Origin of the sequence: Amycolatopsis sp. NPDC051716, from assembly GCF_040681595.1 — a bacterium.
Taxonomy (GTDB): Bacteria; Actinomycetota; Actinomycetes; order Mycobacteriales; family Pseudonocardiaceae; genus Amycolatopsis.
In genome coordinates, this window is sequence record NZ_JBFAZA010000016.1 from 121,557 (window position 1) to 147,283 (window position 25,727).

The following is a 25,727-nucleotide window of genomic DNA, read 5'->3' on the forward strand; positions in this document are numbered from 1 at the left end:
GGCGCGCGGGTACCCGCGATTCCCGCGGCCAAACGGCGTTTCGCCCGGTTTAGTTTGCGCGACGCAAAAGTGAGCGCGCATCCGATTCATCCGCTTCGACCGCTCCGGCGAACCGCTCGAACGCGACGATCGCGGCCGCCCGCGCCGGGGGGTCAAGGCGGCTCAGGACGCCCGTCAGCACCCGGCGGCGATCCCGGTCGACGCGGTCCACGAGCTGGCGCCCCGGTCCGGTCGGCGCGAGCAGCGTTTCGCGCCGGTTCAGCGGGTTCGGGGCTTTTTCCAGCAGGTTCAGCGCGACCAGCCGATCACACGCCCGGGTGACCGACGACGGGTTCATCGCCAGCTCGCGCGCCACCCGGCCCATGGTGACCGGGGTCCGGCCGACCACCACGCGCAGCGCGCGGAACTGGGTCAGCGTCAGCTGCCCGGTGTTCCGCTCGACGGTCGAGTCGGCGATCAGCACCATCGCCCGCAACGCCGCCAACGCCGCGTCGGCGCCGTCGTGCTCCTGCCACGTTTGCGTCACGCAAGCATGATAGCCGCCGAAAGCGGGTACAGCGATTCCGTGAGCGCCGACGGGACCACGAAAGGAGGCGTCCGCGCCGGTGAAACCGGATCCCGGGCACGTCGAGGCCATGGCCCTGCGCGACTACGTCGAGACCGTCGCCGAGCTGCTGCGCGTCGAACCGGCCGCGTCGTGGAGCGAACCCGGCAGCCCGTCCACCGCCTACATCGCGCTGGCCGACCGGCACGCGGACCGGTTCCTGATGCTGTCGTGGACCGACGGCGACGGGTGGTGCCTGGCCGTGGAACCGGACGGCGCGGAAGAGCCCGCGGTCCTGGTCCGGTGGCCCGAACCGGCGCGGCCCCGGCCCGCGGTGGTGGCCCGCCGGGTCCACGAGGCGCTCACCGAAGCGGCACCGCACGCCAAAGGGAGTACTCATGAGCCAGACAGTCGGTGACTACCTGCTCCAGCGCCTGCGCGAGTGGGGCGTGGACCAGGTCTTCGCCTATCCGGGCGACGGCATCAACGGGCTCGTCGCCTCGTTCGGCAAAGCGGACAACCAGCCCCGATTCGTGCAGGCCCGGCACGAGGAGATGGCCGCCTTCTCGGCCGTCGGCTACGCGAAGTTCAGCGGCAAGGTCGGCGTCTGCATGGCGACTTCCGGCCCGGGCGCGATCCACCTGCTCAACGGGCTCTACGACGCGAAGCTCGACCACGTGCCGGTGGTCGCGATCGTCGGGCAGACCGCGCGCAGCGCGATGGGCGGCAGCTACCAGCAGGAAATCGACCTGCAGGCGCTCTTCAAGGACGTCGCGAGCGAGTACCTCGTCGAGGTCAACGTCCCCGAGCAGCTGCCGAACGCGCTCGACCGGGCGATCCGGACGGCCGAGTCGTCCCGCTGCCCGACCGCCCTGATCATCCCCGCGGACCTGCAGGAGGAGGCGTACTCGCCGCCGCAGCACGCGTTCAAGCAGGTGCCCTCCAGCCCGCCGGGCACGGCGTGGTCGCGGCCGGTGCCGGCCGAGGCCGACATCGACGCGGCGGCCGAGGTGCTCAACGCCGGCGAGAAGGTCGCCATCCTGGTCGGGCAGGGCGCCCGCGGCGCGGCCGAGGAGGTCCGCGAGGTCGCCGGGATCACCGGTGCGGGCGTGGCGAAGGCGTTGCTGGGCAAGGATGTCCTACCCGACGACCTGCCGTGGGTGACCGGCTCGATCGGGCTGCTCGGCACCCGCCCGAGCTACGAGCTGATGCGCGACTGCGACACGCTGCTGATCGTCGGCTCGAACTTCCCGTACAGCCAGTTCCTGCCGGACTTCGGCCAGGCGCGGGCCGTGCAGATCGACCTGGACGGCCGGCTGATCGGGATGCGGTACCCGACCGAGGTCAACCTCGTCGGCGACAGCGCGGCCACGCTGCGCGCACTCCTGCCGAAGCTGACGAGCAAGCCGGACCGGGCGTGGCGCGAGACGATCGAAAAGAACGTCGCCTCCTGGTGGGAGACCGTCGAGAAGGAAGCCGCCGTCGACGCCGACCCGGTGAACCCGATGGCGATCGTGTCCGAGCTGTCGAAGCGGATCCCGGAGAACGCCATCGTCACCGCGGACTCCGGCTCCTCCACCAACTGGTACGCCCGCAACCTCCGCATCCGCGGCGACATCCGCGGGTCGCTGTCGGGCACCCTGGCCACGATGGGGCCGGCCGTGCCGTACGCCATCGGCGCCAAGTTCGCCCACCCCGACCGGCCGGTGATCGCCCTCGTCGGCGACGGCGCCATGCAGATGAACGGCCTCGCCGAGCTGATCACCATCGCGCGCTACCACACGCTGTGGAGCGATCCGCGCTGCGTGATCTGCGTCTTCCACAACAACGACCTCAACCAGGTCACCTGGGAGCTGCGCGCGATGGGCGGCGCGCCCAAGTTCGAGGAGTCCCAGACCCTGCCGGACGTCGACTACGCGGGCTTCGCCCTGTCCCTCGGCCTCGCCGCCGTCACGGTCGACAAGCCGGACCAGCTCGCTTCGGCCTGGGACACGGTGCTCACCGCGGGCAAGCCGGCGGTGCTGGACGTCCGCTGCGACCCGGACGTGCCGCCGATCCCGCCGCACGCCACCTTCGAGCAGGTGAAGTCGGCCGCTCAGGCGGTGCTGAAGGGCGACCCCGACGCGTTCCACCTCGTGGCGCAGGGGGTCAAGACGAAGCTGCAGGAGTTCCTGCCCGGGAAGAACCGGTGACGCGCGGGGTCGCGGCGGCGCGCGCGGTGTGGGGCGGCGGGATCGTGCTCGCCTCGCGTTCCCTGCCGATCCCGCGGAAAGTGGCGCTGGCGCTGGGGATCCGGCACCTCGCCCAAGCCGCGGCCGTCCTGCGGCGGCCGAACGGCCTGATGGCCCGCCGGGGCTGGACGCTCGACGCGGCGCACAGCGCCAGCATGCTCGGACTGGCCGTGGTGTCGCCGCGGTGGCGGACCGCGGCGCTGGCGAACGCGGTGGTCGCGGCCGCCTGGGCCCGCGCGGCCCGTACCGGAGAACGGAGGCAAGCATGAACCAGGTCGTCGTCGTGACCGGAGCCAGTGGCGGTATCGGCCGCGCCGTGGCGCGGGCGTTCGGGGCCCGGCAGGCCCGGGTCGCCCTGCTGGCACGCGGGAAGGAAGGCCTCGAAGCCGCCGCGGAAGACGTCACCCGAAGCGGGGGGACGGCGCTCGCCATCCCCACCGACGTCGCCGACTTCGACCAGGTCGACGCCGCCGCTTCCCGGGTCGAGCGGGAACTCGGCCCGATCGACGTGTGGGTGAACGTGGCGTTCACGTCGGTGTTCGCGCCGTTCGCCGAGATCGAGCCGGCCGAGTTCCGCCGCGTCACCGACGTGAGCTACCTCGGCTACGTCCACGGCACGATGGCCGCCCTGCGCCGGATGAAGCCGCGCGATCGCGGCACGATCGTACAGGTCGGCTCGGCGCTGGCGTACCGCGGAATCCCGTTGCAGAGCGCGTATTGCGGTGCGAAGCACGCGATCCAGGGGTTCAACGAAGCCTTGCGCTGCGAGCTGCTGCACGACGGCAGCCACGTCCGCACGACGATGGTGCAGATGCCGGCGGTGAACACGCCGCAGTTCTCCTGGGTGCGGTCCAAGCTGCCGAACCAGGCCCAGCCGGTGCCCCCGATCTACCAGCCGGAGGTGGCGGCGCGCGCGGTGTTGCACGCGGCCGATCACCCGCGTCGTCGCGAGTACTGGGTCGGCGGGAGCACGGTCGGCACGCTCATCGCGAACGCTGTCGCGCCGGGCGTCCTCGATCGGTACCTCGCCCGGACCGGCTACCGGTCGCAGCAGACAGGAGCCACGAAGCCGTCGGACCAGCCGGAGAACCTGTGGTCGCCCGCGGATCGCGCGCGGGATTTCGGTGCGCACGGCCAGTTCGACGACAAGGCGACGCCGAGGAGCGGGCAGCTGTGGGCGAGCCGGCACCACGGCGTGGTCGCCGCGGCCGGCGGTGCGCTGGCCGCGACGGCGCTGGCGGTGTGGCGGCGGGCAAGGTCGTGACCGGGCTCAGCCGGCCGGTCACCATCGCGGGCGCGCCGGAGCTTGGCCGGCTGGACGCCCTCACCCCTCTTCGACCGAGACTTCCGTCATCACGTACCCCTCGGGAACGTGCACCAGGGGGTGGCCGCCCGGCCCGAACACCTGGATCCTGAGCGAGACGGTGAATGCCTCGCTCTCGAGGCGAAACCGGTCGCGAGGGGCGAACCCGTAGCCCGCCTCGAGAGCAGCCCCGCGGAGCTTCTCGCGCACTTCGGCTTCGGTGCCGGGGCGCAGGGTCTGCACGGTCACCTCGGGATGGAAGGCGATGACGTAGTACTTATTCCTCAGCTCCCGGATGACCTGGCCGTCGCGGGCGCCGATCCGGTCGGCGAGCGCGAAGTACCGGCGGAACCGGCGGCGGGCCATCAGGTCCAGCATGGAGAAGTAGGCCGCCCACGCCAGGACGGGCGCGATCAGGAACGCCCAGAACCCGCTCCGCCAGTCTCCCGTCGCGAGGGGAAGCCCGACGGCGCTCGAGACGAAGAACAGCAGCACCCAGCAGCAGCAACCCCGCATGCGGCCCCTCTCGCCCGCACGCAGGTTAACGCCGATTCGCCGCCCGGTCACCGCGATCCGGCCGGTGCCGCCGGACATCGGCCGAAAGGACGAGCCCACGGCGGCCGAACCGCCCCTTCGGCCGAGGTGACCTGCCCCCGCCCTCCCCTAGCTTGATCGTCAGGCGGGGAGGAGGGGACCATGAAGTTCACCGCCAAGCGAGTCGTCGTCACCGCGGCCGTGGCCGGGGCCGCGGTGGTCGCCGTCGGGGCGACCGTCATCGCCACCGCCGCCGATCCCGTCTCGCCCGAAATCACCAGCTCGGCCCCGGCCGATGCCGGGCACGAGAACGAAGGCAAGTACACCACCGGGGACTACGTGCTCAACGTGCACGAACTCGACGACGGCGGCGACGGCATCACCACCGCCATCGGGCCGCACACCACGTACTACTCGAAAACCCTGCACGGCAACGGAAACCGGAAGGCCACGGTCGTCAAGTTCTCGGCCGGGCCGGACTCCGACGCGCCGATCGTCTTCAGCTACCCCGTTCCCGCGCCCGGCCGGGTCGTCGACTGCGTGGCCTCCGGGACCGAGGCCGCGCCGCAAGTGCGGTGCGAGACGAGGTTGCCCGCGAGGTGATCGGCTCGGTACAGTCCGAAGCAACGCCGCGTTGCCCCTTCGAACCCGGGAGCACGACGTGCGTTTTCTCCTCTACCTCGCCGCTGTCCTGCTCTGCGCGCCCACCGGCAGCGCGCAAGCCGCCACCACGCAGAAGTGGCCCGGCGATCCCGCCGTCGCCGTCGCCAATCCCGCCGGGGTGCTCGGCGACAACGTCAGCGGGCTTTCCTTCGACGGGCCCGATGTGCTGTGGGCCGTCAAGAACGGCCCGGGCACCCTCCACCGGCTCGTCCGCTCGGGCAGCGGCTGGCGCCCCGCCGACGGCTGGCCGGCCGGCAAGCGGCTGCGCTACCGGGACGGCAGCGGCGACCCGGACGCCGAAGGCGTCGTCGTCACACCCGACGGCCTGTTCGCCGCGACCGAGCGCGACAACGACGGCGACGGCAGCCTGCTGAAAGTGCTGCGGTACGACACCGCATCGACCGCGAGCGAGCTCGACGCCACCGCGGACTGGGATCTCACCGACGACCTGCCCGCCGTCGGCGACAACGGCGGTTTCGAAGGCATCACCTGGATCCCGGACGCCTTCCTGACCGCCGGCGGCTTCCGCGACGACCACACCAAGGCGCTCTACGACCCGGCGGCCTACCCCGGCCACGGGACCGGCCTCTACTTCCTCGGCCTCGAAGACGAAGGGCGGATCTACGCCTACGCCCTGGAGACGGCCGGCGGCGGTTTCACCCGGGTGGCGTCCTTCCCGGCCGGCTTCCCGAAGGTGATGGAGCTGGAGTTCGACCCGGCGACCGGCAGCCTCTGGTCGGTCTGCGACGACACCTGCTCCGGCAAGTCGGCGACGCTGAAGCTCTCCGGCGGCGAGTTCACCGTGACCGCGACCTACGCGCGGCCGGCGAAGATGCCGGACTACAACAACGAAGGGTTCGCGATCGCCCCGGCCTGCGCCGCCGGGCGCCGCGCCGTCGTGTGGTCCGACGACGGCAACGACGGCGGCCACGCCCTGCGCACGGGGACGCTGCCCTGCGGCTGACGCGCCCTCAGCCGCCGTGGCCCGGGCCGGTGTTCGCCTCCGCGACCTTGGTGAACCCGGCCGGGACCCGCGGGGTGTTGACCGTCTGCACCAGATCGGGCGTCCGCGGCAGGAACGCGAGGTCGCTGGTCGTCCTGCGGCCGTCCGCGTCCGTCGTGATCCGGTACACCGGCAGGTACGTGGTGGCATCGACCCACAGCTCCCCCGCGGCGTAACCGAGCTTGAGCACCCGGTGCCCCTGGTACTCGCCCGACCCGACGATCTCCTGCCCGCTGATCGACCTCTTGATCCGGTCGACGAAGTTCGTCTTCGGCGGCAGCTCGCCCGCCACGTGACCGGGCAGCTTCGTGTCCTCTGTGGAGTAAGTGCGGTCCTGGTGGTTCACCGTCGTGTCCAGCAGGTGCGCGGCGTGGTCGATCACCGGCGAGCTGTCCCACGCCTCGATCCGGGTGCCGCCGGTGCCGTAGACCCAGTACTGGCTCATCGTGACCTGGTCCTGGTACCAGACCGTGCCCTCGTCGTGGTCGACGATCCGGTAGACGTACCCCGGGCCGCCGTCCAAGGCTGCCGAAACCCGCTCGACGACGTAGGCCGCGGTGCGGACTTCCGGGGCGTCACCGGGGTGGCCTGCGATGAGCGTGGCCGCCACCACCGCCAGCACGCCGGTCCCGGCCGCACCGCGGGCGACCAGGGTGCGCCGCCGCGCCCGGCGGGCCCGCCCGAGGACGACGTCGGGGTCGGTCCGGAAGGTTTCGCCGTCGACGGCCCGCCGGAGGTCTTCGCGGAGCCGGTTCTCCTGTTCGGTGTTCACAGCTTGGTCCCCGTCCGGTCGAAGAAGGATTTGAGAGCGGCCAGCGCCCGGGAGCTCTGGCTCTTCACGGTGCCCGTCGAGCAGCCGAGCACCGCCGCCGTCTCCCGCTCGGACAGGCCCTCCAGGTAGCGCAGCACCACCGTCGCGCGCTGCCGCAGCGGCAGCGTCAGCAGCGCCTGCCGGAGCCCGTCGCGCCGGACCACGTCGTCGGAGGGATCGGCCACGGCGGGTTCGTCGGCGAACTCCGCGACCGGCACCGAGCGCTCCCGCCGCCGCCAGCGCCCGCGCACCTCGTTGAGCAGGATGCGCCGGACGTAGGCGTCCGGGCTGTCGGCCTGCCGCACCCGCCGCCAGTGCTGGTAGGCCTTGACCAGCGTGTCCTGGACGACGTCGTCGGCCAGGTGCCGGTCACCGCAGAGCAGGTACGCACTCTGGTGCAGCGGTGTCGCCCGGCTGCGCACGAACTCGCGGAACTCCGCGTCGCGGCCGGTCTCGGCGTCCTCTGTCTGCTTCACACCGGAATAGATGTGCTCGCGGGGCGGAAAGTTGTCAGCCGGCCGGAGATCACAGCCCGAGGGCGCTCACGAGCAGCGCGGCCACCGCGGCCCGGTGTTCGGGGCTGTCCGCCCACCGCAGCCGGCGGCCGGCCTCGACCACCACACCGAAGCCCGCGTGCACCAGCACCCGGGCCTGGCGGGCATCGAGTTCCGGGCGGGCTTCGCCCAGGTGCTGCTCCCACACGGCGATGTGCTCGCGCTGCGCGGCGACCAGCGGGCGGCGCAGGGCGTCGGGCAAGCCGGCGATTTCCGCGTTGGCCACGCTGTTGAGGGCACTGTGCTCGAAGCTGTAGGCCACGTACGTCGCCGTCAGGGCGCTCAGGGCGCCGTGCGGATCGGTCGTCCCGCGCAGGTTGTGCTCGACGGCCTGGGCCAGCAGCGCCGCGGCTTGCAGGCAGGCCGCCGCCAGGATGTCGGCCTTGCCCGGGAAGTACCGGTAGAGCGCGGACGGCACCAGGCCGACCGCCTCGGCGATCCGGCCGTTCGTCACGGTGGCGAACCCGTCCCGTTCGAACAGCGGGACGGCGGCCGCGAGGATCTCCGACCGCCGGGTCCGGGGCACCGGCGGCGCGGGGATCTCGACGAAGGGCGCGTGCGCCGCGGCGGGGCCGGTGGCGGCCACCCGGCCCGCCGCGGCCCGCAGCAGGTCCCCGACCCGGCGCCGGCCGATCGAGTTGTGGTGCGTCGTGACCGACCCGATGGCCCCCAGCGCCGCCACGGCCCGCAGGTGCTCGCCGGGCCACGGGTGCTCGCGCCGCACCGCCGCCGCCACGCGCTCGACGACGTGCGCGAACTTCCCGGCAAGCAGCCGGCGGTCTTCGCGCTCGAGGTACCGGGCCTCCCACCGGTACACGCCCCCGGTCTCCCGGTGGGCGACGGTGACACCGGTGACGGCGGCGAAGATCTCCGCGAGGGGCGCGTCCGGGGCCACCTCGGCGAGCGCGGCGACGAGCCGGTCCGCCATGACGTTCGCACACTCGGCGAAGAGCGCGTACTTGTTCGGGAAGTGCCGGTACAGGGCGGCCGCGGTGATGCCCACGCGCGCCGCGATCTCCTCCATGGACGCCGCGTGGTAGCCGCGCTCGCTGAACACCGCGGCGCCCGCCTCGACGATGAGCTGCCGCCGGTTGCGGGGCCGGACGGCCGCGGCCGGCTCGGCGGTCACCGCGGCCACCAGGACGAAGTGCGCGGGGCCATGCGTGTCAGTCAACCACAGGCTGGCGAGGTCTTGCCGACCCGCGAGTCACCTTTTATGTTAATGAGGAATCTCCTCTCAAGCACCGCTCATACCCAGTCTGACCGGCTACTGCCTACCAAGGAAGCTAGGTAAGTAAATGAGCAATCTCAGCAGGAGGAACGCCCTTTCACTCGGCGTGGCGCTGGGCCTGGTGGGCGCGGCGAGCGTCGTCCCGGCCTGGGCGTCGACGACCGCGACCGACCCCTGGTGGGTCTGGGACGACGAAGTGGACCGCCTGATGGCGGGCGTCCTCGACACCGGCGGGGTCCCCGCGGTCAACACCGCCCTGCGGTCGTGGGTGGACAACGCCGACCCGCTGCCCACCGGCCTGCCCGCCGACGTCGCCGCGTGGCTCCAGGGCGCCAACCGGCTGCCGTCCTGGGCCGACCCGGCCAAGCTGCGCCGCGCCGCGGACTTCAACCGGCGCAAGGACACCTACTTGTTCATGCTCTACGGCCTGGGCAGCGGCATCATGAGCACGGTGATCCCGCGGGAGGCCCGGTCGGTCTACTGGTCCGCCGGGGGTGCCGACATGCAGGACCGTGCGGCCAAGACGTTCACCTTCGGCTACGACCTGAGCGAGGCGCACGCGTTCGAGCCCTCGGGCCAGTTCGTGGTCACGGCCAACAAGACGCGCCTGGTGCACGCCGCCGTGCGCCACCTGCTGCCGCAGTCGTCGCACTGGCGGGCGGTCGCCGACGAGCGGGTGCCGATCAGCAACGGCGACATCCTGGTCACCTTCCACAGCCTCGGCACCTTCGTGCACCGGAAGCTCAAGGAGTGGCACGTCCCGATGTCCGCCGCGGACGAGGACGCCTTCCTGCACCAGTGGCAGGTCGCCATCCACCTGCTCGGCGTCCGGGACGAGTTCATCCCGAAGACGTGGGCCGAGGCGGACACGCAGTCGGCCCAGGTGCTCACGCCGCTGCTCGCCCCGACGCCCGAAGGCAAGGAACTGGCCGCGGACCTGCTCGGCCTGACCGCCCAGATCGACCTGGGCGTCACCCGCGGCTTCCTCAACGAGTTCGTGCGGTACGTGCTCAGCAACGAAGTCGGCGACTGGCTCGGCCTGCCGCGCGACTACGCGGCAGCCACCCTGGTCCGCACCGGGTGGCCCGCGTACATCGCCTTCCGGGAGGGCTTGCTGCCCATCGCCCCGGCGGGCTTCTACCTCTTCGACCAGTTCATCCGCGCGCTCGCCATGCTGTTCCTCAACAAGGGCACGTCTTCGACGAGCACGCCCATCACGATCCCCACCGGAAACCGGCCCGGCGCCTGAAAAAGCGCCGGGCCCGCCGGGGTCAGGCCGGTCCCCGGCCCCACAGCCGCCAGGTCTGGTTGAGCGGGCTGTTCTGGGTGACCGGCTTGCACGTCCACTGGATCACCTGGGCGCGCGCGGCGGTGGAAACGCCGTTGACGTCGACGCACTTGCCGCTGTGCCGGGCGACGAGCTGGTAGTCGTGGGAGTCGTTGCCGCCGTAGGTGACCCGCCGCGGCGAGAACTGCTGGTTCGTCGCGCCGTCGGTGCAGGTGCGCTGCTGGACGGCGGTACCGTCGGCGGCCGAGGCACCGGCGACTTCGAGGCACTTGCCGCTCTGCTGGTTGACGACCGTGTACGTGCCCGCGGCGCCGGCCACCGGCCGGAAGTTCCACTGTTGCTGGGCTCCGCCGTCGCAGACGTCCTGCTGCTGCCGGTTGCCGTCGGCGGTGCCCAGGTCGGTGTTGTCCAGGCACTGCTGGGAATGCTGGGCGACGGCGACGGTCTGGAAACCGCTGTCCGACGGCGGCAGCAGGGTGATGCTCAACGCGTCGTCGACCGTGGTGTGCGGCAGGTTCACGGTCAGGGCGTTGCCGGAAACCGTGGCCACGGAGTCCTGGATGGTGACCGGGCTCTGGACCGCGGCCCCGCCGTTGTACGGGATCCGCTGGACGATCACCCGCACCTGGTTGTTCTGGACCACACCGGAGGTGGTGTCCAGCCGCTGCAGGGCGACCGCGACGTTCCCGGTCGTGCCACCGCCGCCGACCAGGATCCTCGCCACCCCGGCCGCTTTCGTGGCGAACGGGTCGTAGCCCGGGCTGGGTTTGGTGGCCACGAGCTGGCCGGTCTGCGAGGCGTAGAAGCGGTAGGCCCACCACTCGCCCTTGGGCTGGTACCGGCCCGCGGAATTGCGGACGAGCAGGTTGCCGAGGTCGTTGTGCAGGTTGCCGCCGCTGGCCCAGTTGGCGCGCAGCCCGTCGGCGCCGGCGCGTTCGAGCCGGGCGATGTACCAGGCGCCGTCGCCGGGGTTCTGCTCGTTCGACGCCCCGTATTCGTTGATCTGGTAGGGCTTCGGGTGCGGGATGCCGCGCGAGCCGAGTGACGCGTCGGCCGCGGCGACGTTCGCCACCGGGTCACCCGGCAGCGAGTGCCAGCTGACGATGTCCGGCACGGTGTTGGAGCTGCGGACGAAGTCGAGGTACTGCGTCCACCAGCTCCCCGAGGTCGACGGGACCCCGGCGAGGCTGGGGCCGACGATCGACTGCGCCGGGAAGGCCGCCCGGATGCGCTGGTAGGCGCGCTGCCACATGGCGAAGTACTGGCTCTGCGGCCGGTTCCAGAACAGCGAGATGTTGGGCTCGTTCCAGATGTCCCACTCCACCGGGGCACCCGTCGCCCGGACGTCGCCGATCAGGCGGGTGAGGAAGTTGTCGTAGTCGGTCCAGTCGCCGTTGTCGCCGGGGAACCGGGAAATCGGGTAGCCGTCGGCGCCCCAGAGGTCGTGCACGAGCAGGACGAACTGCCCGCCGAGCGACCGGGTGCGCAGCAGCTGGGCGCGGGTGGCGTTCCACCGCCGGTCGTACTTGCCCGACACCCAGCCGCCCGGGCTGTCGAGCTGCGCTCCCCCGGCCCGCATCGCCTGGAAGTTCACGTCCCGGTAGAAGTGGTCGGGCGGCCCCGCCGCGTTCTCGGTCATGCCGTAGATCCACCCGGAAGCCCGGTACGTGGGCGAGCCGCCGACGGCGGAGAAGTCGACCGAGACCGACTCGTCCGCGGCCTGGGCCGGCGCGGGAAGGGCCACGGCGGAGGCACCGGTCAGTGCGCCGGTGATCAGGAGGGCGGCCAGGCCACGGCGAGCGCGGGGCCGCTGACGCGAGAGGTCCACAGACGACTCCTTTGGCGGTGGACGTGCGGGGGACGACCCGGTCATCGAACCGGTTCGACCAGTGAGGAACTTACGCCGCAGGGAAATCAGCGACAATCGGCCAAATGGAGGCGAACCGGTTCGGTGGCGGTCTGGCCATGGTGTGGTCCAGTGCGGTGCACCCGCCGCCCGAAGCTTTCGGTGACCCACCACCCCGAAGCCGGATTGTGACGACGGACGGTAGCGCCGCGTCAAGGCGGGAAAGCGTGCCTTGACCCGGCACCACCGTCCGCGTGCGGGCTTCGGATCGGGGTGGCGGGGGGAGGTCTGGGTGGGGGGCCGGGGGGGTCTGGCCCCCGCCGGGAGGGGAGGAGGTCTGGGCAGAGAGGCCGGGGTGGGGAGGCCTGGTGGAACGGTCTGCGCGGGGAGGCCGGGGCGAGGAGGCCTGGTGGAACGGTCTGCGCGGGGAGGCCGGGGCAGGAAGGTCTGGTGGAACGGTCTGCGCGGGGAGGCCTCGGCGGGGAGGTCTGGGCGAGGAGGCCCGGGCGGGGTCGCGTCGGCTCGGACCTGAAGCTTCGGGGTCGTGATCACCAAAAGGGGCTTTCCCCGCGTCGCCAAGCCGCGGGGAAAGCCCCTTTCGTCCGCTCCAGCGGCTTTACCGGTAGCCGGCGGCCACCACGTTCGCCTGCACCGCGTTCTCGGTCGCGTCCGAGGGGTAGCCCGCGACCATCGCACCTTCGTAGAACGTCCCCGCGCTCAGGTTCGCCCCACCGCCGGGCTTGCAGCAGTCGCCGCCGCTGCCCAGGATGATCGCGCCCTGCTTCTTCATCGGGCTGTAGCCGCCGGGGAGGCCGCCGTCCCACATCGTCGTGAGGCTGCCCGACTGGGCGTTGCTGCCCTTGAGCGCGAAGCGGGACGTGCCGTTGTTCTTCAGCATCGCGGTGACGAACTTGCTCGGCAGCGCGCGCTGGTTCGGGTTCCACTGCTGGCTGCCGCCGGGGTACAGCCCCCACTCGAGATCGGCCTGGACCCACGGGCCCGAGCCCTGGCAGCCGCCGAACCAGCACTCCGTGCCGAAGTTGATCGCGTCCATCGCGCCGGCCGCGTCGGCCTTCCGGGTCGTTTCGCTGTTGCCGTAGTCGAAGCAGCAGCCGCTGTTGACGTGGGTCCCGCTGGTCACCATGTACATGCCCTCGGGAGCGCTGCCGGTCGGTACCCCGGTCGTGTGGCCGTCGCGCCAGTAGCTGTTGCCGGGGTTGATGTACAGCGAGTACGCCTTCGCGCCGCCGACCGTGAGCGACTCCGACGTGGCCTTCGCCGGACTGCTCTGGTTGGACCCCGGGACCACGGTCGAGCCCTGGTACCACAGGTCGTTCCCGCGTCCGGACTGGTCGTAGACCACGGTGATCACGCAGGATGTGCCGGTGCAGAAGGAATCCTGGGCGACCGCGTCGGCGGTGCCGCCCGCCGCCCGGACGCCGATGTTGCGGGTCGTGTTGTCGGACGAGCGCCGGACCTGGTACAGGTTGCCGGCGTAGGTGCCGTAGAGCGCGCGGGCCGTGCTGTGCGCGGCGACGCACGGCGTGCCGCCGGACGCGTAGATGTCGCACGGCGCCGTGCCGGACGGGGGCGGCGGGGTCGTCCCGCCGGTCCACTGCTGGTTGCTGCCGCCGTGGCAGGTCCACAGGACGACCGCGGTGCCGTTAGCCGTGCCGGCGCCGGTCACGTCCGGGCACAGCCCCGACTGGACGCCGCTGATCGTGCCGTCGGCGTTCTGCCGCCACTGCTGGTTCGCCCCGCCGTGGCACGACCAGATGATGGCGGCCGTGCCGGGCGAGGTCCCGTTGCCGGAGGCGTCCACGCAGCGCGTGCCGTTCATCGTCCGCAGCTCGCCCGCCGCGGTGAACTCGTAGGCCTGCCCGGCCGCGCCGGTGCAGTCCTGGATCTCCAGCGTCGCTCCCTGGGTGTCGGTGCCGCCCTTGACGTTCAGGCACCGTCCCGACGCCGCGCTCACCAGGGGCGCCGGCGCGGCCGAAGCGGGTATCGCCCCGGCCAGCGCCGTCACCACCATCGCGGCCACCACCACGAACACGCGCACGAATCCTCCTCGGGTCGGCCGTCCTGGAGTGGACGGCGGCGTCACGCCGACTTGCGCGGCACCAGCTCGGTGTCGAGCACCGTGCTCCGGCGCGGGGCCGCGCCGTCGATCATCGCCAGCAGTTCGGCGGTCATCCGGGCGCCCATCTCCTCGACCGGCTGGCGCACGGTGGTGAGCGGGGGGTCCGTCCAGCAGCTGATCGGCAGGTCGTCGAACCCGACGAGGGCGACGTCCTCGGGCACCTTCCGGCCCGCGCGGCGGAGCGCGCGCAACGCCCCGACCGCCATCATGTCCGAGGCCGCGAAGATCCCGTCGACGTCCGGACGGCGGCTGAGCAGCCGGGCCGCCGCGTACTCGCCGGAGGCCTGCCCGAAGTCGCCGCACACGACGAGGCTCTCGTCGTACCGGCCGGCCCGGGTCATCGCCTGCCGGTAGCCGAGCAGCCGGTCGGCGCCCGCGGTCATGTCCTGCGGCCCGGCGACGGTCGCCACGACCTGGCGGCCGCCGTCGAGCAGCCGCTGGGTCGCCAGCCGCGCCCCGCCCTGGTTGTCGGCGTCGACGTACGGCAGCCGGCCCGTGCGGCCGGCCTGGACCGGCCGGCCGCCGAACACCACCGGGATGCCGAGCCAGTCCAGGTCGAGCGGGCGGCGGCCGTGCATGCCGACGACGAGCGCGCCGTCGACGTGCCCGCCGTCGAGGTACCGCACCACCGGCGACTGGTAGTCGTCGGTGGCCGGCACGGTGAGCAGCACGAGCTGCACCCCCACCGCGGTCAGCTCCCGCCCGACCCCCGCGGCGATCCGCGGGAAGTACGGGTCGGTGAACAACCGCGGCACTTCCTCGCAGACCACCAGGGCGATCGAGCCGGTGTGCCGCGCGCTGCTCGCCTTCGCCGCCCGCTGCCGGGCGTAGCCCAGCGCCAGCATCGCGGATTCCACCTGCTTGCGGCGTTCCGGGCTCACCCGCGGGAAGCCGTTGAGCACGCGGGAGGCCGTGGCGATGGACACCCCGGCCGCCCGCGCGACGTCGGCCAGGGTGGGCCGGAACCCCGACGGTTCGACGATGGACACGGGCTCAGGCGCGCTGGAGCTGGAACCGCTGGTTGGGGTTCCCGGTGAACGTCCACTGGGAGATCCGCGCGCCGTCGGCGGTCGAGACTCCCCAGACGTCCAGCGCCAGGCCGCTCATCCGGTTGACCAGGCTCACCGCGCCGCTGCCCTGGTCGACGACCCGCCACTGCTGGGCGGTGGCGTTGGTGTCGGCCTGCTGGCTGATGTCCGCGCCGGTGTTCGCGTTCGCCGCCTGGAGCACCAGGCCGCTGTTGCGCGCCCGGACCCGGTAGTAGCCGTCACCGGAATCGACGAAGTCGAACTGCTGGCCGAGCCCGCCGTTGGCCGACTCCTGCTCGATGAGCGCGCCGGCCGCCGTCGAGGCGCCGGTGATCCCGACGAGCTTGCTGCTGTGCTGGGCCACCAGCTTGTAGTTCACGCCGGTCTGGACGGGCGGGTTCGGCGGCTGGGTGGAGGAGTCGAACTGCGTGATGAACTTCCACACCTCGCCGGAGGTCCAGGTCTGCCAGCCGCTGCAGCTGCAGCCGTCCCGCGGGCCCGGGTCGTGCCCGCCGTCGAAGGCGCCCCAGACGACCGGGTAGCCGGCCCGGCAACCGGAGTAGGCGGTGACGATGTGGGTGTGGCTGCCGCTCGAGGGCTCCGGCGGGTTCTGCGGGGTGCAGCCGTTGTTCCGCACGAACTGGTCACGCAGCTGACGGCCGGAAGCGATGGGCAGGACGTTGTCGTTGATGCCGTGCATCCCGATGTAGGCGACGGGCTGGGTGCCGCCGCTGCAGCCGCTGAGGTTCGCGCCGGAGTAGACGGCGACCGCGCGGAAGACCGTCGGCCGGGCGCAGGCGAGCGCGTAGCTCATCGCGGCGCCGTAGCTGAAGCCGCCGGCGAAGACCTGCGAAGTGTCGACGCACAGGGCGCCCTCGAGCTGCTTCAGCAGGTCGTCGATGAAGGTGACGTCCTGGCCGCCGGGGTTGGCCCAGCCGTTGCCGTTGCCCTGCGGGGCCACGAAGATCGTGTTGTTGCCCGAGCTGTCGGCCAGCCGGCGAAGCCCGTAGTAGGACCAGTTGTAGCCGTCGGTCCCGCCCGAGTCGACGTCGTTCATCGTTCCGCCCCGCCAGTGCAGGCCGACGAACAACCGGTAGGAGTGGTTGTTGTCGTAGTTGGCCGGGACCCGCAGGATGTAGCTGCGGTTCTGGCCGCCGCTGGAGATCGTGTGGTTGCCGCTCGCCAGCCCGGGCGCCTTCCCGCACCCCGCGGTGCCGGCGGCCGCGGTAGCCGGGGCCGCCACGGTGGCCGGGGCGGCCTGCGCTGTCCCGCCCCCCAGCAAGGCGAGCACGGCTCCGATCACGGCGGAGGCGAACAAGGATCTCTTCACCATCACGGGGGCTCCCTCTGTCTACGGACGTCGTCGTCGGCCTCCCGGGCCGGGGAAGATCCCGGGAGCGTATAAGTCCACAATGGAATGTTCAGCGAGTGTGCTCACCGGCCGAAGAGCCGGCGCTGGATCTCCCGGCGGTAGTCCTCCAGGGTGTTGTCCAGGTGGACGCCGGCGGCGTGGGCCGCCGCGTCCGGGTCGCCGTCCCGGATCGCCCGGTAGATCGCGGTGTGCTCGTCGATCGCGCCCGCCGCGTGCCCACCGATCGCGCCGGACATCCCGATGATGTTCGACTGGCGTTGCAGGCGGCGGGCTTCGCGCACGGACGCGACGAGGAACTGGTTGTGCGACGCGGCGGCGATCCCGGCGTGGAAGTCGTCGTCGCCCCGGTCGAACAGCGAGTACTGCCCGGTCAGGTGGCCGTGCCGGCAGGTTTCGGCGGCGGCCTCGATCGCGCGCAGCTCCGCGGGAGTGGCGTTGGCCGCCGCCAGGCGGCTCGCCGCGGTCTCCTGGATCCGGCGGAACTCGAAGAGCATGTAGACGTGGTCGAGATCGGCGGGCATGAAGAACGCACCCCACCGGGATCCGCCGAGCATGCCCTCGTCATCGGAGACATACAGCCCACGTCCTTTGTGCGCTCGCACCCGGCCGATGGCCGAGAGGATCTTGACGGCCTCCCGCACCATGGTCCGGCTGGTTCCCATCCGCGCCGCCAGCTCGTTCTCGGTCGGCATCCGGTCGCCGGGCCGCAGTTCCAGTTCGGCGATCAGCCGGAGGATCTGCTCCGCCACGACTTCGTAGCCGGGGCGGTACGGGACAGGCGGTGCTACTTCCTCGTCACGGGTCACGCAATGAGTATGACTCAGTAACTCCGGGCAGCACCTTACCTCGCCGACCCACCACCCGGTCAATCTTTGTCAGAGCGGATTGAAAGTTACACCCACAGCGCCGGGTGCAGGGGCGATACGGAGCAATGGGCCACCTCCTCGCTTGACGCCGGGCAGGCGCACTGTTCTCATGGATCACCGACACACCAACGGAAACTCCCTGAGTCACGTCGAAACTTTCGATCGCGGTCCGAGCCTTACCGCGTCGAATGAGTCGGACACATCCTGCCCGGTCCGCCACCGGACGGAGGCCGGCCCCGGCACCGCGCCGCGGGCGGCTGACCGCCGGGTGCCGGTGATCAGTACACAGTGGACGGTTGGGCGCCCCCGACCGCCGCCTCGTTCCGGAGAGGTCCCCGCCCATGCCGTCGCGCATCGCCGCCGCGCTCGTCACCGCTCTCGTGGTGACCGCCATCGCCACCCCGTCCGCCCAGGCCGCGACCGTCACCATCGCCGTCGCCCCGACCGGCAACGACGCCAACCCCGGGACCCCCGACCAGCCGGTCGCCACCCCGGCGAAGGCCCAGGAGCTGGCCCGCGCCCAGTCGGCCGGCAACGACGTCGTCGTGCAGCTGGCCGGCGGGACCTACCGGCTGGCCGCCCCGCTGCGCTTCACCAGCGCCGACTCCGGGCAAAACGGACACACCGTCACCTGGCAGGCCGCCTCCGGCCAGACGCCGGTCCTCTCCGGCGGCAGCCAGGTCGGCGGCTGGTCGGTGCAGGACGCGGGCCAGAACATCTGGGTGGCGTCCGTGCCGCAGGGCGCCGACTCCCGGCAGCTGTTCGTCGACGGCGCGCTCGCCCCGCGCGCGGGCATCACGATCTCCCGCAACGACGTGCAGTTCACGACGTCCGGGATGACCATCACCAACTCCGCGCTGAACTACCTGGCCACGCTGCCGCAGCAGAACCGGATCGAGGTGGAGAGCCAGAACTCCTTCACCGACCGGTACTCCCCCGTCGACCACATCAGCGGGACCTCGATCGTCATGCAGCAACCCGCGTGGAACAACAACAACTGGGGCTACGACACCCTCGCCAAGCCGTTCGGCGGCGGCCAGCTGTTCCTCGAGAACTCGTACTCGTTCCTCAAGAACACCGGCCAGTGGTACCTCGACCCGCAGGCCGGGAAGCTCTACTACAAGGCGCCCGGCGGCTGGGTCCCCGGCAGCCACGACGTCGAGCTCCCGCGGCTGCAGTCGCTGCTGCAGATCGGCGGCACCCTCGACAACCCGGTGCGCGGGCTCACCTTCAAGGGCCTCAACTTCGAGCACACCACCTGGCTGACGCCCAGCACGTCGGTCGGCTACGCGAACCAGCAGACCGGCACGTTCCTCCCGGCCGCGGTCCCGATGCCGGGCGACTTCCTGACCTCCTGCCAGTCCGGCTGCCGCCAGTTCGAGGGCGCCCGCAGCACCTGGGCCCAGGCACCGGCCGCCGTCCAGGTCTCGGCCGCCACCGGGATCACCTTCAGCGGCAACACCTTCACCCACCTCGGCCAGGTGGCCCTGGGCATCGGCAACGACGCGAACGCCCACGCCTCCGGCGTCGGCCTGGGCGCGTCGTCGATCACCGTGGACCACAACACCTTCACCGAGAACTCCGGCGGCGGCATCATCGTCGGCGGGGTGCGCGCCGACGCCCACCACCCGTCGAACTCCGCGATGACGATCCGGGACGTCACCATCTCGTACAACACGGTGAGCCGGGTCGCCTTGGACTACCGGGAGATGGCCGGCATCCTCTCGACCTACGCGACGCACACCGTCATCACCCACAACGACGTCTCGAACCTGACCTACGACGGCATCGACGTCGGCTGGGGCTGGGGCGCCAACGACCAGGGCGGCAGCCAGGACTACCGCAACCGCGGCCTGTACGACTACCAGCCCGTCTACTCGACGCCGACCACGCTGCGGGACACCGTCATCAGCTACAACCGGGTGCACGGCACCAAGAAGCTGATGCACGACGGCGGCAGCATCTACAACCTCTCCGCCAACCCCGGCAGCTCCTTCGACCACAACCACATCTTCGACAACAACCGCACGGTCGGCCTGTACCTGGACGAGGGCTCCCGCTACGTGAAGCTGTCGGCCAACGTGATCCAGGACTCCGGGGTCTGGGCCTTCACCAACGCCAACGGGTCCAACAACACCAACGACAACACCTTCAGCGGCAACTGGTACAACGGCGGCGCGACCCAGGTGGCCACCGGCTCGCCGCACAACAACGTCCTGAGCGGGAACGTCCAGGTCAGCGGCACCAACTGGCCCTCGGGCGCCCAGCAGGTCATCGCGGCCGCGGGCACCGGCGGCGGGAGCGTGCCGGCCGCGGGCCCGGTCCGGGCGGTCGGCGCGAACAAGTGCCTCGACGTCAGCGGCGTCTCCACCACGCCCGGCGCGCAGGTGCAGATCTGGGACTGCAACGGCGGCACCAACCAGGCCTGGGCCCGGACCTCGACCGGCGAGCTGACCGTCTACAGCGGCGACAGCACGCGGTGCCTCGACGCCTCCGGCCAGGGCACCACCCCGGGCACCAAGGTGGCGATCTGGAACTGCAACGGGCAGGGCAACCAGCGGTGGCAGGTCACCGCGAACGGCACCATCACCGGTGTCCAGTCCGGGCTGTGCCTCGACGTCACCGGCTCCGGCACCGCGAACGGCACCGCGATCCAGCTGGCCACCTGCACCGGCGCGAACAACCAGAAGTGGACTCTCGGCTGACGAACAGAGGAGTTCGGCCATGGTCTTCCGCAAGCGTTCCTTGAGAAGAGCCCTCCAGGCCACGGTGGCGGCGCTGCTGCTGACCGCCGGGGCCGTGGCCGCCACGGCCCCGACGGCCCAGGCGGCCACCCCGCAGGCGTGCGATCTCTACGCCACCGGCGGCACCCCGTGCGTCACGGCGCACAGCACCACCCGCGCCCTCTTCGGGGCGTACAACGGCCCGCTGTACCAGATCCAGCGGGCATCGGACCAGAAGTACCTCGACATCGGGCTGCTGGAGGCGGGCGGTTACGCGGACTCGGCCCCGCAGGTCTCCTTCTGCGCGGGAACGCGGTGCACGGTCACGAAGATCTACGACCAGACCGCGAACCACAACGACCTGCCGATCTCGTGGGGCGGGTTCTGGAAGGGCCCCGGCCCGAACGGGTCGGACGTCGGCGCGGACGCGATGGCGCTGCCGGTGACCGTCGGCGGGCACCCGGTGTACGGGATCAAGGTCACCCAGGGCGTCGGCTACCGGATCGACAACGCCAAGGGCGCGCCGGTCGGGGCCCAGCCGGAGGGGATCTACATGATCACCTCGTCGAACTACGTCAACCAGTGGTGCTGCTTCGACTACGGCAGCGGCGAAACCTCCCACAACGACACCGGCAACGCCACCATGAACGCCATCTACTGGGGCACCGCCTGCTGGTTCAACGGCTGCACCGGGACCGGCCCGTGGGTCGAAGCCGACCTCGAGAACGGCATGTACCACACCGGAACCGGGTCCAACAAGGACCCGAACAACCCCGGCGTGCACCACCCGTTCGTCAGTGCGTGGCTGAAGAACAACGGCACGAGCAACTTCACCCTCAAGTACGGTGACGCCACCACCGGCGGCCTCACCACGCCGTACTCGGGCGGGCTGCCGCGCGGCTACTCGCCCATGAAGCTGGAGCCGTCGATCCTGCTGGGCACCGGCGGGGACAACAGCGTCTCCGGCGTCGGCGAGTTCTTCGAAGGCGCCGTGACCAGCGGCTTCCCGACCGACGCCACCGAGAACGCGGTGCAGGCCAGCATCACCGCGGCCGGCTACAGCACCGGTGGCGGCCCGACCAGCACCGGGGCGGTGCACGCGGTGGGCGCGAACAAGTGCCTCGACGTCAACGGTGTCTCCACCACGCCCGGCACCGCGGTCCAGATCTGGGACTGCAACGGCGGCACCAACCAGACCTGGACCCGCAGCGGCTCGAGTGAGCTCACGGTCTACGACGGCGGCAACGTCCGGTGCCTCGACGCGAACGCCCGGGGTACCACGCCCGGCACCAAGATCATCATCTGGAACTGCAACGGGCAGAACAACCAGCAGTGGACGTTCAACGCCAACGGCACCGTCACCGGGACCCAATCGGGGCTGTGCCTCGACGTCACCGGCTCCGGCACCGCGAACGGCACCGCGATCCAGCTGGCCACCTGCACCGGGGCGAACAACCAGAAGTGGTCCCTGGGCTGACCGAACTTCCGAAAGGGTTCCCTGCGATGTCTTCGTTCGAGCTGTCCAGGCGCAGGCTGATCGTGGTGGCCGGGGCCGCCGCGGCGGCCGGCGTGTTCCGCGTCCGCACCGCGTGGGCCACCGAAGGCCCCGGCAGCTACACGCCGAGCTGGTCTTCGGTGGACCAGCACCCACCGGCCCCGGAGTGGTTCCAGGACGCCAAGTTCGGCATCTACTACCACTGGGGCGTGTTCAGCGTCCCGGCGTTCGGCAACGAGTGGTACCCGCGGAACATGTACATCGGCGGCTCCAACGAGAACAACCACCACAAGGCGGTCTTCGGCGATCCGTCGGCGTGGCCGTACCAGAACTTCATCAACGGCGCCCGGGACAAGGCGGGGAACTGGGTGCAGTTCGCGCCGAAGCTGAAGTCCGCGGGCGGGAACTTCGACCCCGCCGAGTGGGCCCAGCTCTTCGCCGACGCCGGGGCGAAGTTCGCCGGCCCGGTCGCCGAGCACCACGACGGCTACTCGATGTGGAACAGCGCCGCCAACGAGTGGAACTCGGTCAAGACCGGGCCCAAGCTGGACCTGCTGCGGCTGCACGCGGACGCCATCCGCGGGAAGGGCCTCAAGCTGCTGACGGCGCTGCACCACGCGTACCACTTCACCGGGTACTACGACCACGTGCCGAACCAGCCGACCGAGTCGCTGCGGCGGCTGTTCGGCCAGAACGGCCGGTCCGCGGAGAACCAGCTCTGGTACGACAAGCTCCGGGAGGTCGTCGACGGCTACCAGCCGGACCTCGTCTACCAGGACTTCAACCTGACCCAGGTCGACGAGGCGCAGCGGCTGAACTTCCTTTCGCACTACTACAACCAGGCCGTGGCCTGGAACAAGGACGTCGTCGCCACCTACAAGGACGGGTTCGACAACCGCGGCGAGGTCTTCGACTTCGAACGCGGCGGGCCGGGCGATCTCATGAGCCCCTACTGGATGACCGACGACAGCATCTCGAGCTCCAGCTGGTGCTACACCAACGGCATCGGCTACTACTCGATGAAGGCCATCCTGCACTCGCTGCTGGACCGGGTCAGCAAGAACGGCACCATGCTGCTGAACATCGCCCCGATGGCCGACGGCACCATCCCGGCCGGGCAGCGCACGATCCTGCTCGGCATCGGGAACTACCTCAAGCGGTTCGGCGAATCCTTCTACGGGACCCGCGCGTGGGCCGTGTACGGCGAGGGACCGACGAAGATGGGCGGCGGCTCGTTCACCACCCCGGTGGAAGGCACGCGGACCGACGTGCGGTTCACCCGCAGCAAGGACAACACCGTGCTGTACGCGACCGTGCTGGGCTGGCCCGGGAGCACCTTCCCGATCACGACGCTCGGCTCGAACCGGATCAACCTGGCCAACCTGGTCTCGGCGCAGCTGCTCGGCCCGGACGCCGGCGCGGCCACCGCCCTGCCCATGCCGGTCCAGGACGCTTCCGCGTTGCGCGTCCAGCTGCCTTCGGCCAACCCGCCGTTCGACGCGCCGGCGTACGTGGTGAAGCTGACCTTCTCCGGCCAGGTTCCCACGCCGGGCTCCGGTCCCCTGCCGACCGGCTGGTCGCGGATCGCGAACGTCGCCACCGGCCTGGTGCTGGACGGCGGCGGCAGCGTCGCGGCCGGCTCCCCGCTCAAGCAGTGGAACTGGGACGGCAGCACCAACCTGCAGTGGCAGCTGACCGACGCGGGCGGTGGCTACGTCCGGATCGTCAACCGCACCAACGGGCTGGTCGCCGACAGCCGGGGCAACACCGCCAACGGCGCCATCTGCGCGCAGACGGCGTGGACCGGCGCCACCAGCCAGCAGTGGAAGCTGACCGGGCTGGGCAACGGCCGGTACCAGGTCGTCAACCGGGCCACCGGCACGGCGCTCGACGGCATGGGCAGCACCGCCGCCGGCTCGAGCGTGGGCCTCTGGACACCGAACAGCAGCACGAACAACCAGTGGACCATCACCGCCGTGTGACGGCGGCCGGCGAGGAGACAGCATGCGTACACGATTCGGGTGGCTGGCCGCGGCCGCGGCGGTCCTGGCCGCTCTCCTGCCGGGCACCCCGGCCGCCGCCGAATCGAACGGCGGGGTCCGGGTCATGCCCCTCGGCGACTCCATCACCGAGGGGACTCAGGTGCCCGGCGGGTACCGGATCGGGCTTTGGCAACGGGTCACCGCGGGCGGCTACCAGGTGGACTTCGTCGGTTCGCAGTACAACGGCCCGGCCACGCTCGGCGACCACGACCACGAGGGACACCCGGGGTGGCGCATCGACCAGATCGACGCGAACATCGCCGGCTGGCTGCGCACCAGCGCCCCGCACACCGTCCTGCTGCACATCGGCACCAACGACATCCTGCAGAACTACAACGTCTCGGGCGCGCCGGGCCGCCTGTCCGCGCTGGTCGACCACATCACCGGCGCGGTACCGGACGCGGAGGTCTTCGTCGCGACGATCATCCCGATCGCCAACAGCGGCCAGGAAGCCGCCGGGCGCACCTTCAACGCCACGATCCCCGGCATGGTGCAGAGCAAGCAGAACGCCGGCAAGCACGTGCACCTGGTGGACATGCACGCCGCGCTGACGGCCGCCGACCTGGTCGACGGCGTCCACCCCACGGCCGGGGGCTACGACAAGATGGCCGCGGTGTGGTACTCGGCGCTGCAGTCGGTCCCGGGCAGCATCGGGACGCCCGGGCAGTCCACGGCGAGGCAGCTCTTCGGCGCGCAGTCGGGCCGGTGCGCGGAGGTCGCGGCCGCCACCGACGGCACCCCCGTGCAGCTGCGGGACTGCGGCGCACCGGCGTGGACGCCGGCCGGCAAGCAGCTGACGACCGCCGGGTCCAAGTGCCTCGACGCGTCCGGGCAGGGCACCGCCGACGGCACCCAGGTGATCATCTGGACCTGCTCCGGCCAAGCCAACCAGCAGTGGACCGTCAACGCCGACGGGACGATCACCGGCGTGCAGTCCGGCCGGTGCCTCGACGCGACCGGGCAGGGCACGGCCGCCGGTACCCAGCTGATCCTGTGGACCTGCAACGGGCAGGCGAACCAGAAGTGGGCGCTGCGCGCGGCCGCGTGACCGGCTCGTTCCCCATTGCTTCCGGGGCGCCGGGAACGCATTCGGAAAATCGATCACCGCCATCCTCTTTTATCCGGCCGCCCGCTGTGGTTACATCAATGGCGATTCGAATGAGAGCGCTCCCAGAAAATGCCACGACGACGTGGAGGAGATCATGAAACTGAGGAACGCCCTGTCCGCGGCTTTGCTCGCCGCGGCCAGTGTCGCGGCGCCCATGGCCGTCGCCCCGGCCGCGCACGCGGACACCCTGATCTGCGACCAGTACGGCTCGACCACCATCGGCGGCCGGTACGTCGTGATGAACAACCGCTGGGGCAGCAGCGCGCAGCAGTGCATCAACGTCACCGGCAGCGGGTTCCGGATCCAGACCCAGCAGGGGTCCACCAGCGGCGGCGCACCGCTGTCCTACCCGGCCGTCTACCTCGGCTGCCACTACTCGAACTGCTCCCCCGGCAGTCCCCTCCCCCGGCAGCTCAGCCGGATCGGCAGCGTGCCGTCGTCGATCTCGTACAACTACGTCGGCAACTCGGTTTTCGACGCCTCCTACGACATCTGGATGGACCCGACGGCGAAGACCAACGGGGTCAACCAGATGGAGCTGATGATCTGGTTCAACCGCGTCGGCGGGGTCCAGCCGGTCGGCGGCCGGGTCGGCACCACCAGCATCGGCGGCCGGGGCTGGGAAGTGTGGCAGGGCAACAACGGCGGCAACGACGTGGTGTCCTACGTGGCCCAGTCCACCATCTCGGGCTGGTCGTTCAACGTGATGGACTTCGTCAACGACGTCGACAACCGCACCCGCGTCGACCGTTCCTGGTACCTCACCAGCATCCAGGCCGGCTTCGAGCCGTGGCGCGGCGGCGTCGGGCTCGCGGTCAACTCGTTCTCCGCGAGCGTGAACTAGGCCGGAAAACGGCGGCCGGGCGCCACGCAGGCGCCCGGCCATCGGCCCCGGTCACTGTTAGCGCTAACGTTTCCACCGGGCAATTCCGAAACTGCCGGCGG

General features: G+C 71.2%; 22 protein-coding genes. 12 read left to right on the top strand and 10 right to left on the bottom strand.

The features are described from left to right. Positions 1 to 49: 49 nt before the first annotated feature. Positions 50 to 526, bottom strand: a complete 477-nt coding sequence (locus tag AB0M30_RS23150; protein WP_364586872.1) for a MarR family transcriptional regulator — start codon at positions 524 to 526, stop codon at positions 50 to 52. Positions 527 to 605: 79 nt separating this feature from the next. Here AB0M30_RS23150 and AB0M30_RS23155 point away from each other — a divergent pair, with 79 nt between their 5' ends. From AB0M30_RS23155 to AB0M30_RS23170, 4 genes are read left to right on the top strand one after another with little or no spacing between them, the layout of a single operon-like run. Further along, complete coding sequence (locus AB0M30_RS23155; RefSeq protein ID WP_364586875.1) at positions 606 to 962, top strand: DUF6292 family protein; 357 nt, start codon at positions 606 to 608, stop codon at positions 960 to 962. Beyond that, positions 943 to 2,736 (top strand): thiamine pyrophosphate-requiring protein, encoded by a 1,794-nt coding sequence (locus tag AB0M30_RS23160; RefSeq protein ID WP_364586878.1) that lies wholly within the window; start codon positions 943 to 945, stop codon positions 2,734 to 2,736. The genes AB0M30_RS23155 and AB0M30_RS23160 overlap by 20 nt, the downstream gene beginning before the upstream one ends. Further along, complete coding sequence (locus AB0M30_RS23165; RefSeq protein ID WP_364586881.1) at positions 2,733 to 3,044, top strand: hypothetical protein; 312 nt, start codon at positions 2,733 to 2,735, stop codon at positions 3,042 to 3,044. The genes AB0M30_RS23160 and AB0M30_RS23165 overlap by 4 nt, the downstream gene beginning before the upstream one ends. Next, the gene (locus AB0M30_RS23170; RefSeq protein ID WP_364586884.1) at positions 3,041 to 4,039 is read left to right on the top strand and encodes an SDR family oxidoreductase; all 999 of its coding nucleotides are present in this window, start codon (positions 3,041 to 3,043) and stop codon (positions 4,037 to 4,039) included. Before AB0M30_RS23165 ends, AB0M30_RS23170 begins: the two co-directional genes overlap by 4 nt. A gap of 60 nt (positions 4,040 to 4,099) precedes the next feature. Here the strand turns inward: AB0M30_RS23170 and AB0M30_RS23175 are convergent, their stop codons facing one another. Next, the gene (locus AB0M30_RS23175; RefSeq protein WP_364586887.1) at positions 4,100 to 4,672 is read right to left on the bottom strand and encodes a hypothetical protein; all 573 of its coding nucleotides are present in this window, start codon (positions 4,670 to 4,672) and stop codon (positions 4,100 to 4,102) included. 102 nt (positions 4,673 to 4,774) lie between these two features. Between AB0M30_RS23175 and AB0M30_RS23180 the strand changes: the two genes are divergently transcribed. Both AB0M30_RS23180 and AB0M30_RS23185 read left to right on the top strand, forming a co-directional pair. Next, the gene (locus AB0M30_RS23180; RefSeq protein ID WP_364586890.1) at positions 4,775 to 5,215 is read left to right on the top strand and encodes a hypothetical protein; all 441 of its coding nucleotides are present in this window, start codon (positions 4,775 to 4,777) and stop codon (positions 5,213 to 5,215) included. A gap of 58 nt (positions 5,216 to 5,273) precedes the next feature. Next, positions 5,274 to 6,239, top strand: coding sequence for a hypothetical protein (locus tag AB0M30_RS23185; RefSeq protein WP_364586893.1), 966 nt, complete (start codon positions 5,274 to 5,276; stop codon positions 6,237 to 6,239). Between the two features lie 7 nt (positions 6,240 to 6,246). On the opposite strand, the gene AB0M30_RS23190 is transcribed toward AB0M30_RS23185, so the two are convergent. Genes AB0M30_RS23190 through AB0M30_RS23200 form a run of 3 tightly spaced genes read right to left on the bottom strand, consistent with a single transcriptional unit; the run spans position 6,247 to position 8,772 of the window. Beyond that, positions 6,247 to 7,050, bottom strand: a complete 804-nt coding sequence (locus AB0M30_RS23190; RefSeq protein ID WP_364586896.1) for a hypothetical protein — start codon at positions 7,048 to 7,050, stop codon at positions 6,247 to 6,249. Then, positions 7,047 to 7,565 carry a SigE family RNA polymerase sigma factor gene (locus tag AB0M30_RS23195; protein ID WP_364586899.1) on the bottom strand — a complete coding sequence of 173 codons (519 nt, stop codon included), beginning with the start codon at positions 7,563 to 7,565 and terminating at the stop codon, positions 7,047 to 7,049. The genes AB0M30_RS23190 and AB0M30_RS23195 overlap by 4 nt, the downstream gene beginning before the upstream one ends. Before the next feature lie 49 nt (positions 7,566 to 7,614). Beyond that, complete coding sequence (locus tag AB0M30_RS23200) at positions 7,615 to 8,772, bottom strand: helix-turn-helix domain-containing protein (RefSeq protein ID WP_364587086.1); 1,158 nt, start codon at positions 8,770 to 8,772, stop codon at positions 7,615 to 7,617. A gap of 169 nt (positions 8,773 to 8,941) precedes the next feature. On the opposite strand from AB0M30_RS23200, the gene AB0M30_RS23205 reads away from it, so the two are divergent. Further along, entirely contained in the window at positions 8,942 to 10,123 is a 1,182-nt protein-coding gene (locus tag AB0M30_RS23205; RefSeq protein WP_364586901.1) for an oxygenase MpaB family protein, read from the top strand. 22 nt (positions 10,124 to 10,145) lie between these two features. Here AB0M30_RS23205 and AB0M30_RS23210 read toward each other — a convergent pair whose 3' ends face one another. The 5 genes from AB0M30_RS23210 to AB0M30_RS23230 all read right to left on the bottom strand — a co-directional run bounded on the left by AB0M30_RS23210 (position 10,146) and on the right by AB0M30_RS23230 (position 17,354). After that, positions 10,146 to 11,990 carry an RICIN domain-containing protein gene (locus tag AB0M30_RS23210; RefSeq protein WP_364586904.1) on the bottom strand — a complete coding sequence of 615 codons (1,845 nt, stop codon included), beginning with the start codon at positions 11,988 to 11,990 and terminating at the stop codon, positions 10,146 to 10,148. A gap of 634 nt (positions 11,991 to 12,624) precedes the next feature. Further along, positions 12,625 to 14,067: an arabinofuranosidase catalytic domain-containing protein gene (locus tag AB0M30_RS23215; protein ID WP_364586907.1), complete on the bottom strand. Its 1,443-nt coding sequence runs from the start codon at positions 14,065 to 14,067 to the stop codon at positions 12,625 to 12,627. A 41-nt stretch (positions 14,068 to 14,108) separates the two neighbouring features. Then, complete coding sequence (locus AB0M30_RS23220) at positions 14,109 to 15,137, bottom strand: LacI family DNA-binding transcriptional regulator (RefSeq protein ID WP_103337731.1); 1,029 nt, start codon at positions 15,135 to 15,137, stop codon at positions 14,109 to 14,111. Positions 15,138 to 15,141: 4 nt separating this feature from the next. Then, positions 15,142 to 16,509 carry an RICIN domain-containing protein gene (locus AB0M30_RS23225; protein WP_364586911.1) on the bottom strand — a complete coding sequence of 456 codons (1,368 nt, stop codon included), beginning with the start codon at positions 16,507 to 16,509 and terminating at the stop codon, positions 15,142 to 15,144. Between the two features lie 101 nt (positions 16,510 to 16,610). Continuing rightward, complete coding sequence (locus AB0M30_RS23230; RefSeq protein WP_360171828.1) at positions 16,611 to 17,354, bottom strand: FCD domain-containing protein; 744 nt, start codon at positions 17,352 to 17,354, stop codon at positions 16,611 to 16,613. A 401-nt stretch (positions 17,355 to 17,755) separates the two neighbouring features. On the opposite strand from AB0M30_RS23230, the gene AB0M30_RS23235 reads away from it, so the two are divergent. The 5 genes from AB0M30_RS23235 to AB0M30_RS23255 all read left to right on the top strand — a co-directional run bounded on the left by AB0M30_RS23235 (position 17,756) and on the right by AB0M30_RS23255 (position 25,626). After that, positions 17,756 to 20,119 carry a ricin-type beta-trefoil lectin domain protein gene (locus AB0M30_RS23235; protein WP_364586915.1) on the top strand — a complete coding sequence of 788 codons (2,364 nt, stop codon included), beginning with the start codon at positions 17,756 to 17,758 and terminating at the stop codon, positions 20,117 to 20,119. Positions 20,120 to 20,138: 19 nt separating this feature from the next. After that, the gene (locus AB0M30_RS23240; RefSeq protein ID WP_364586918.1) at positions 20,139 to 21,614 is read left to right on the top strand and encodes an arabinofuranosidase catalytic domain-containing protein; all 1,476 of its coding nucleotides are present in this window, start codon (positions 20,139 to 20,141) and stop codon (positions 21,612 to 21,614) included. Between the two features lie 26 nt (positions 21,615 to 21,640). Further along, on the top strand, positions 21,641 to 23,614 hold the full coding sequence (locus tag AB0M30_RS23245) for an alpha-L-fucosidase (RefSeq protein WP_364586921.1): 1,974 nt from the start codon (positions 21,641 to 21,643) through the stop codon (positions 23,612 to 23,614). A 22-nt stretch (positions 23,615 to 23,636) separates the two neighbouring features. Continuing rightward, positions 23,637 to 24,722: a ricin-type beta-trefoil lectin domain protein gene (locus AB0M30_RS23250; RefSeq protein WP_364586923.1), complete on the top strand. Its 1,086-nt coding sequence runs from the start codon at positions 23,637 to 23,639 to the stop codon at positions 24,720 to 24,722. A 154-nt stretch (positions 24,723 to 24,876) separates the two neighbouring features. After that, complete coding sequence (locus AB0M30_RS23255) at positions 24,877 to 25,626, top strand: glycoside hydrolase (protein ID WP_364586926.1); 750 nt, start codon at positions 24,877 to 24,879, stop codon at positions 25,624 to 25,626. Positions 25,627 to 25,727 lie beyond the last annotated feature (101 nt).

What these genes read in the sequence shown, in the direction of transcription:
- AB0M30_RS23225 (WP_364586911.1), bottom strand. Translation starts at nt 16,509, where the DNA reads ATGGTGAAGAGATCCTTGTTCGCCTCCGCCGTGATCGGAGCCGTGCTC.
- AB0M30_RS23235 (WP_364586915.1), top strand. Translation starts at nt 17,756, where the DNA reads ATGCCGTCGCGCATCGCCGCCGCGCTCGTCACCGCTCTCGTGGTGACC.
- AB0M30_RS23240 (WP_364586918.1), top strand. Translation starts at nt 20,139, where the DNA reads ATGGTCTTCCGCAAGCGTTCCTTGAGAAGAGCCCTCCAGGCCACGGTG.
- AB0M30_RS23255 (WP_364586926.1), top strand. Translation starts at nt 24,877, where the DNA reads ATGAAACTGAGGAACGCCCTGTCCGCGGCTTTGCTCGCCGCGGCCAGT.
- AB0M30_RS23205 (WP_364586901.1), top strand. Translation starts at nt 8,942, where the DNA reads ATGAGCAATCTCAGCAGGAGGAACGCCCTTTCACTCGGCGTGGCGCTG.
- AB0M30_RS23245 (WP_364586921.1), top strand. Translation starts at nt 21,641, where the DNA reads ATGTCTTCGTTCGAGCTGTCCAGGCGCAGGCTGATCGTGGTGGCCGGG.
- AB0M30_RS23170 (WP_364586884.1), top strand. Translation starts at nt 3,041, where the DNA reads ATGAACCAGGTCGTCGTCGTGACCGGAGCCAGTGGCGGTATCGGCCGC.
- AB0M30_RS23250 (WP_364586923.1), top strand. Translation starts at nt 23,637, where the DNA reads ATGCGTACACGATTCGGGTGGCTGGCCGCGGCCGCGGCGGTCCTGGCC.
- AB0M30_RS23180 (WP_364586890.1), top strand. Translation starts at nt 4,775, where the DNA reads ATGAAGTTCACCGCCAAGCGAGTCGTCGTCACCGCGGCCGTGGCCGGG.
- AB0M30_RS23160 (WP_364586878.1), top strand. Translation starts at nt 943, where the DNA reads ATGAGCCAGACAGTCGGTGACTACCTGCTCCAGCGCCTGCGCGAGTGG.
- AB0M30_RS23175 (WP_364586887.1), bottom strand. Translation starts at nt 4,672, where the DNA reads ATGTCCGGCGGCACCGGCCGGATCGCGGTGACCGGGCGGCGAATCGGC.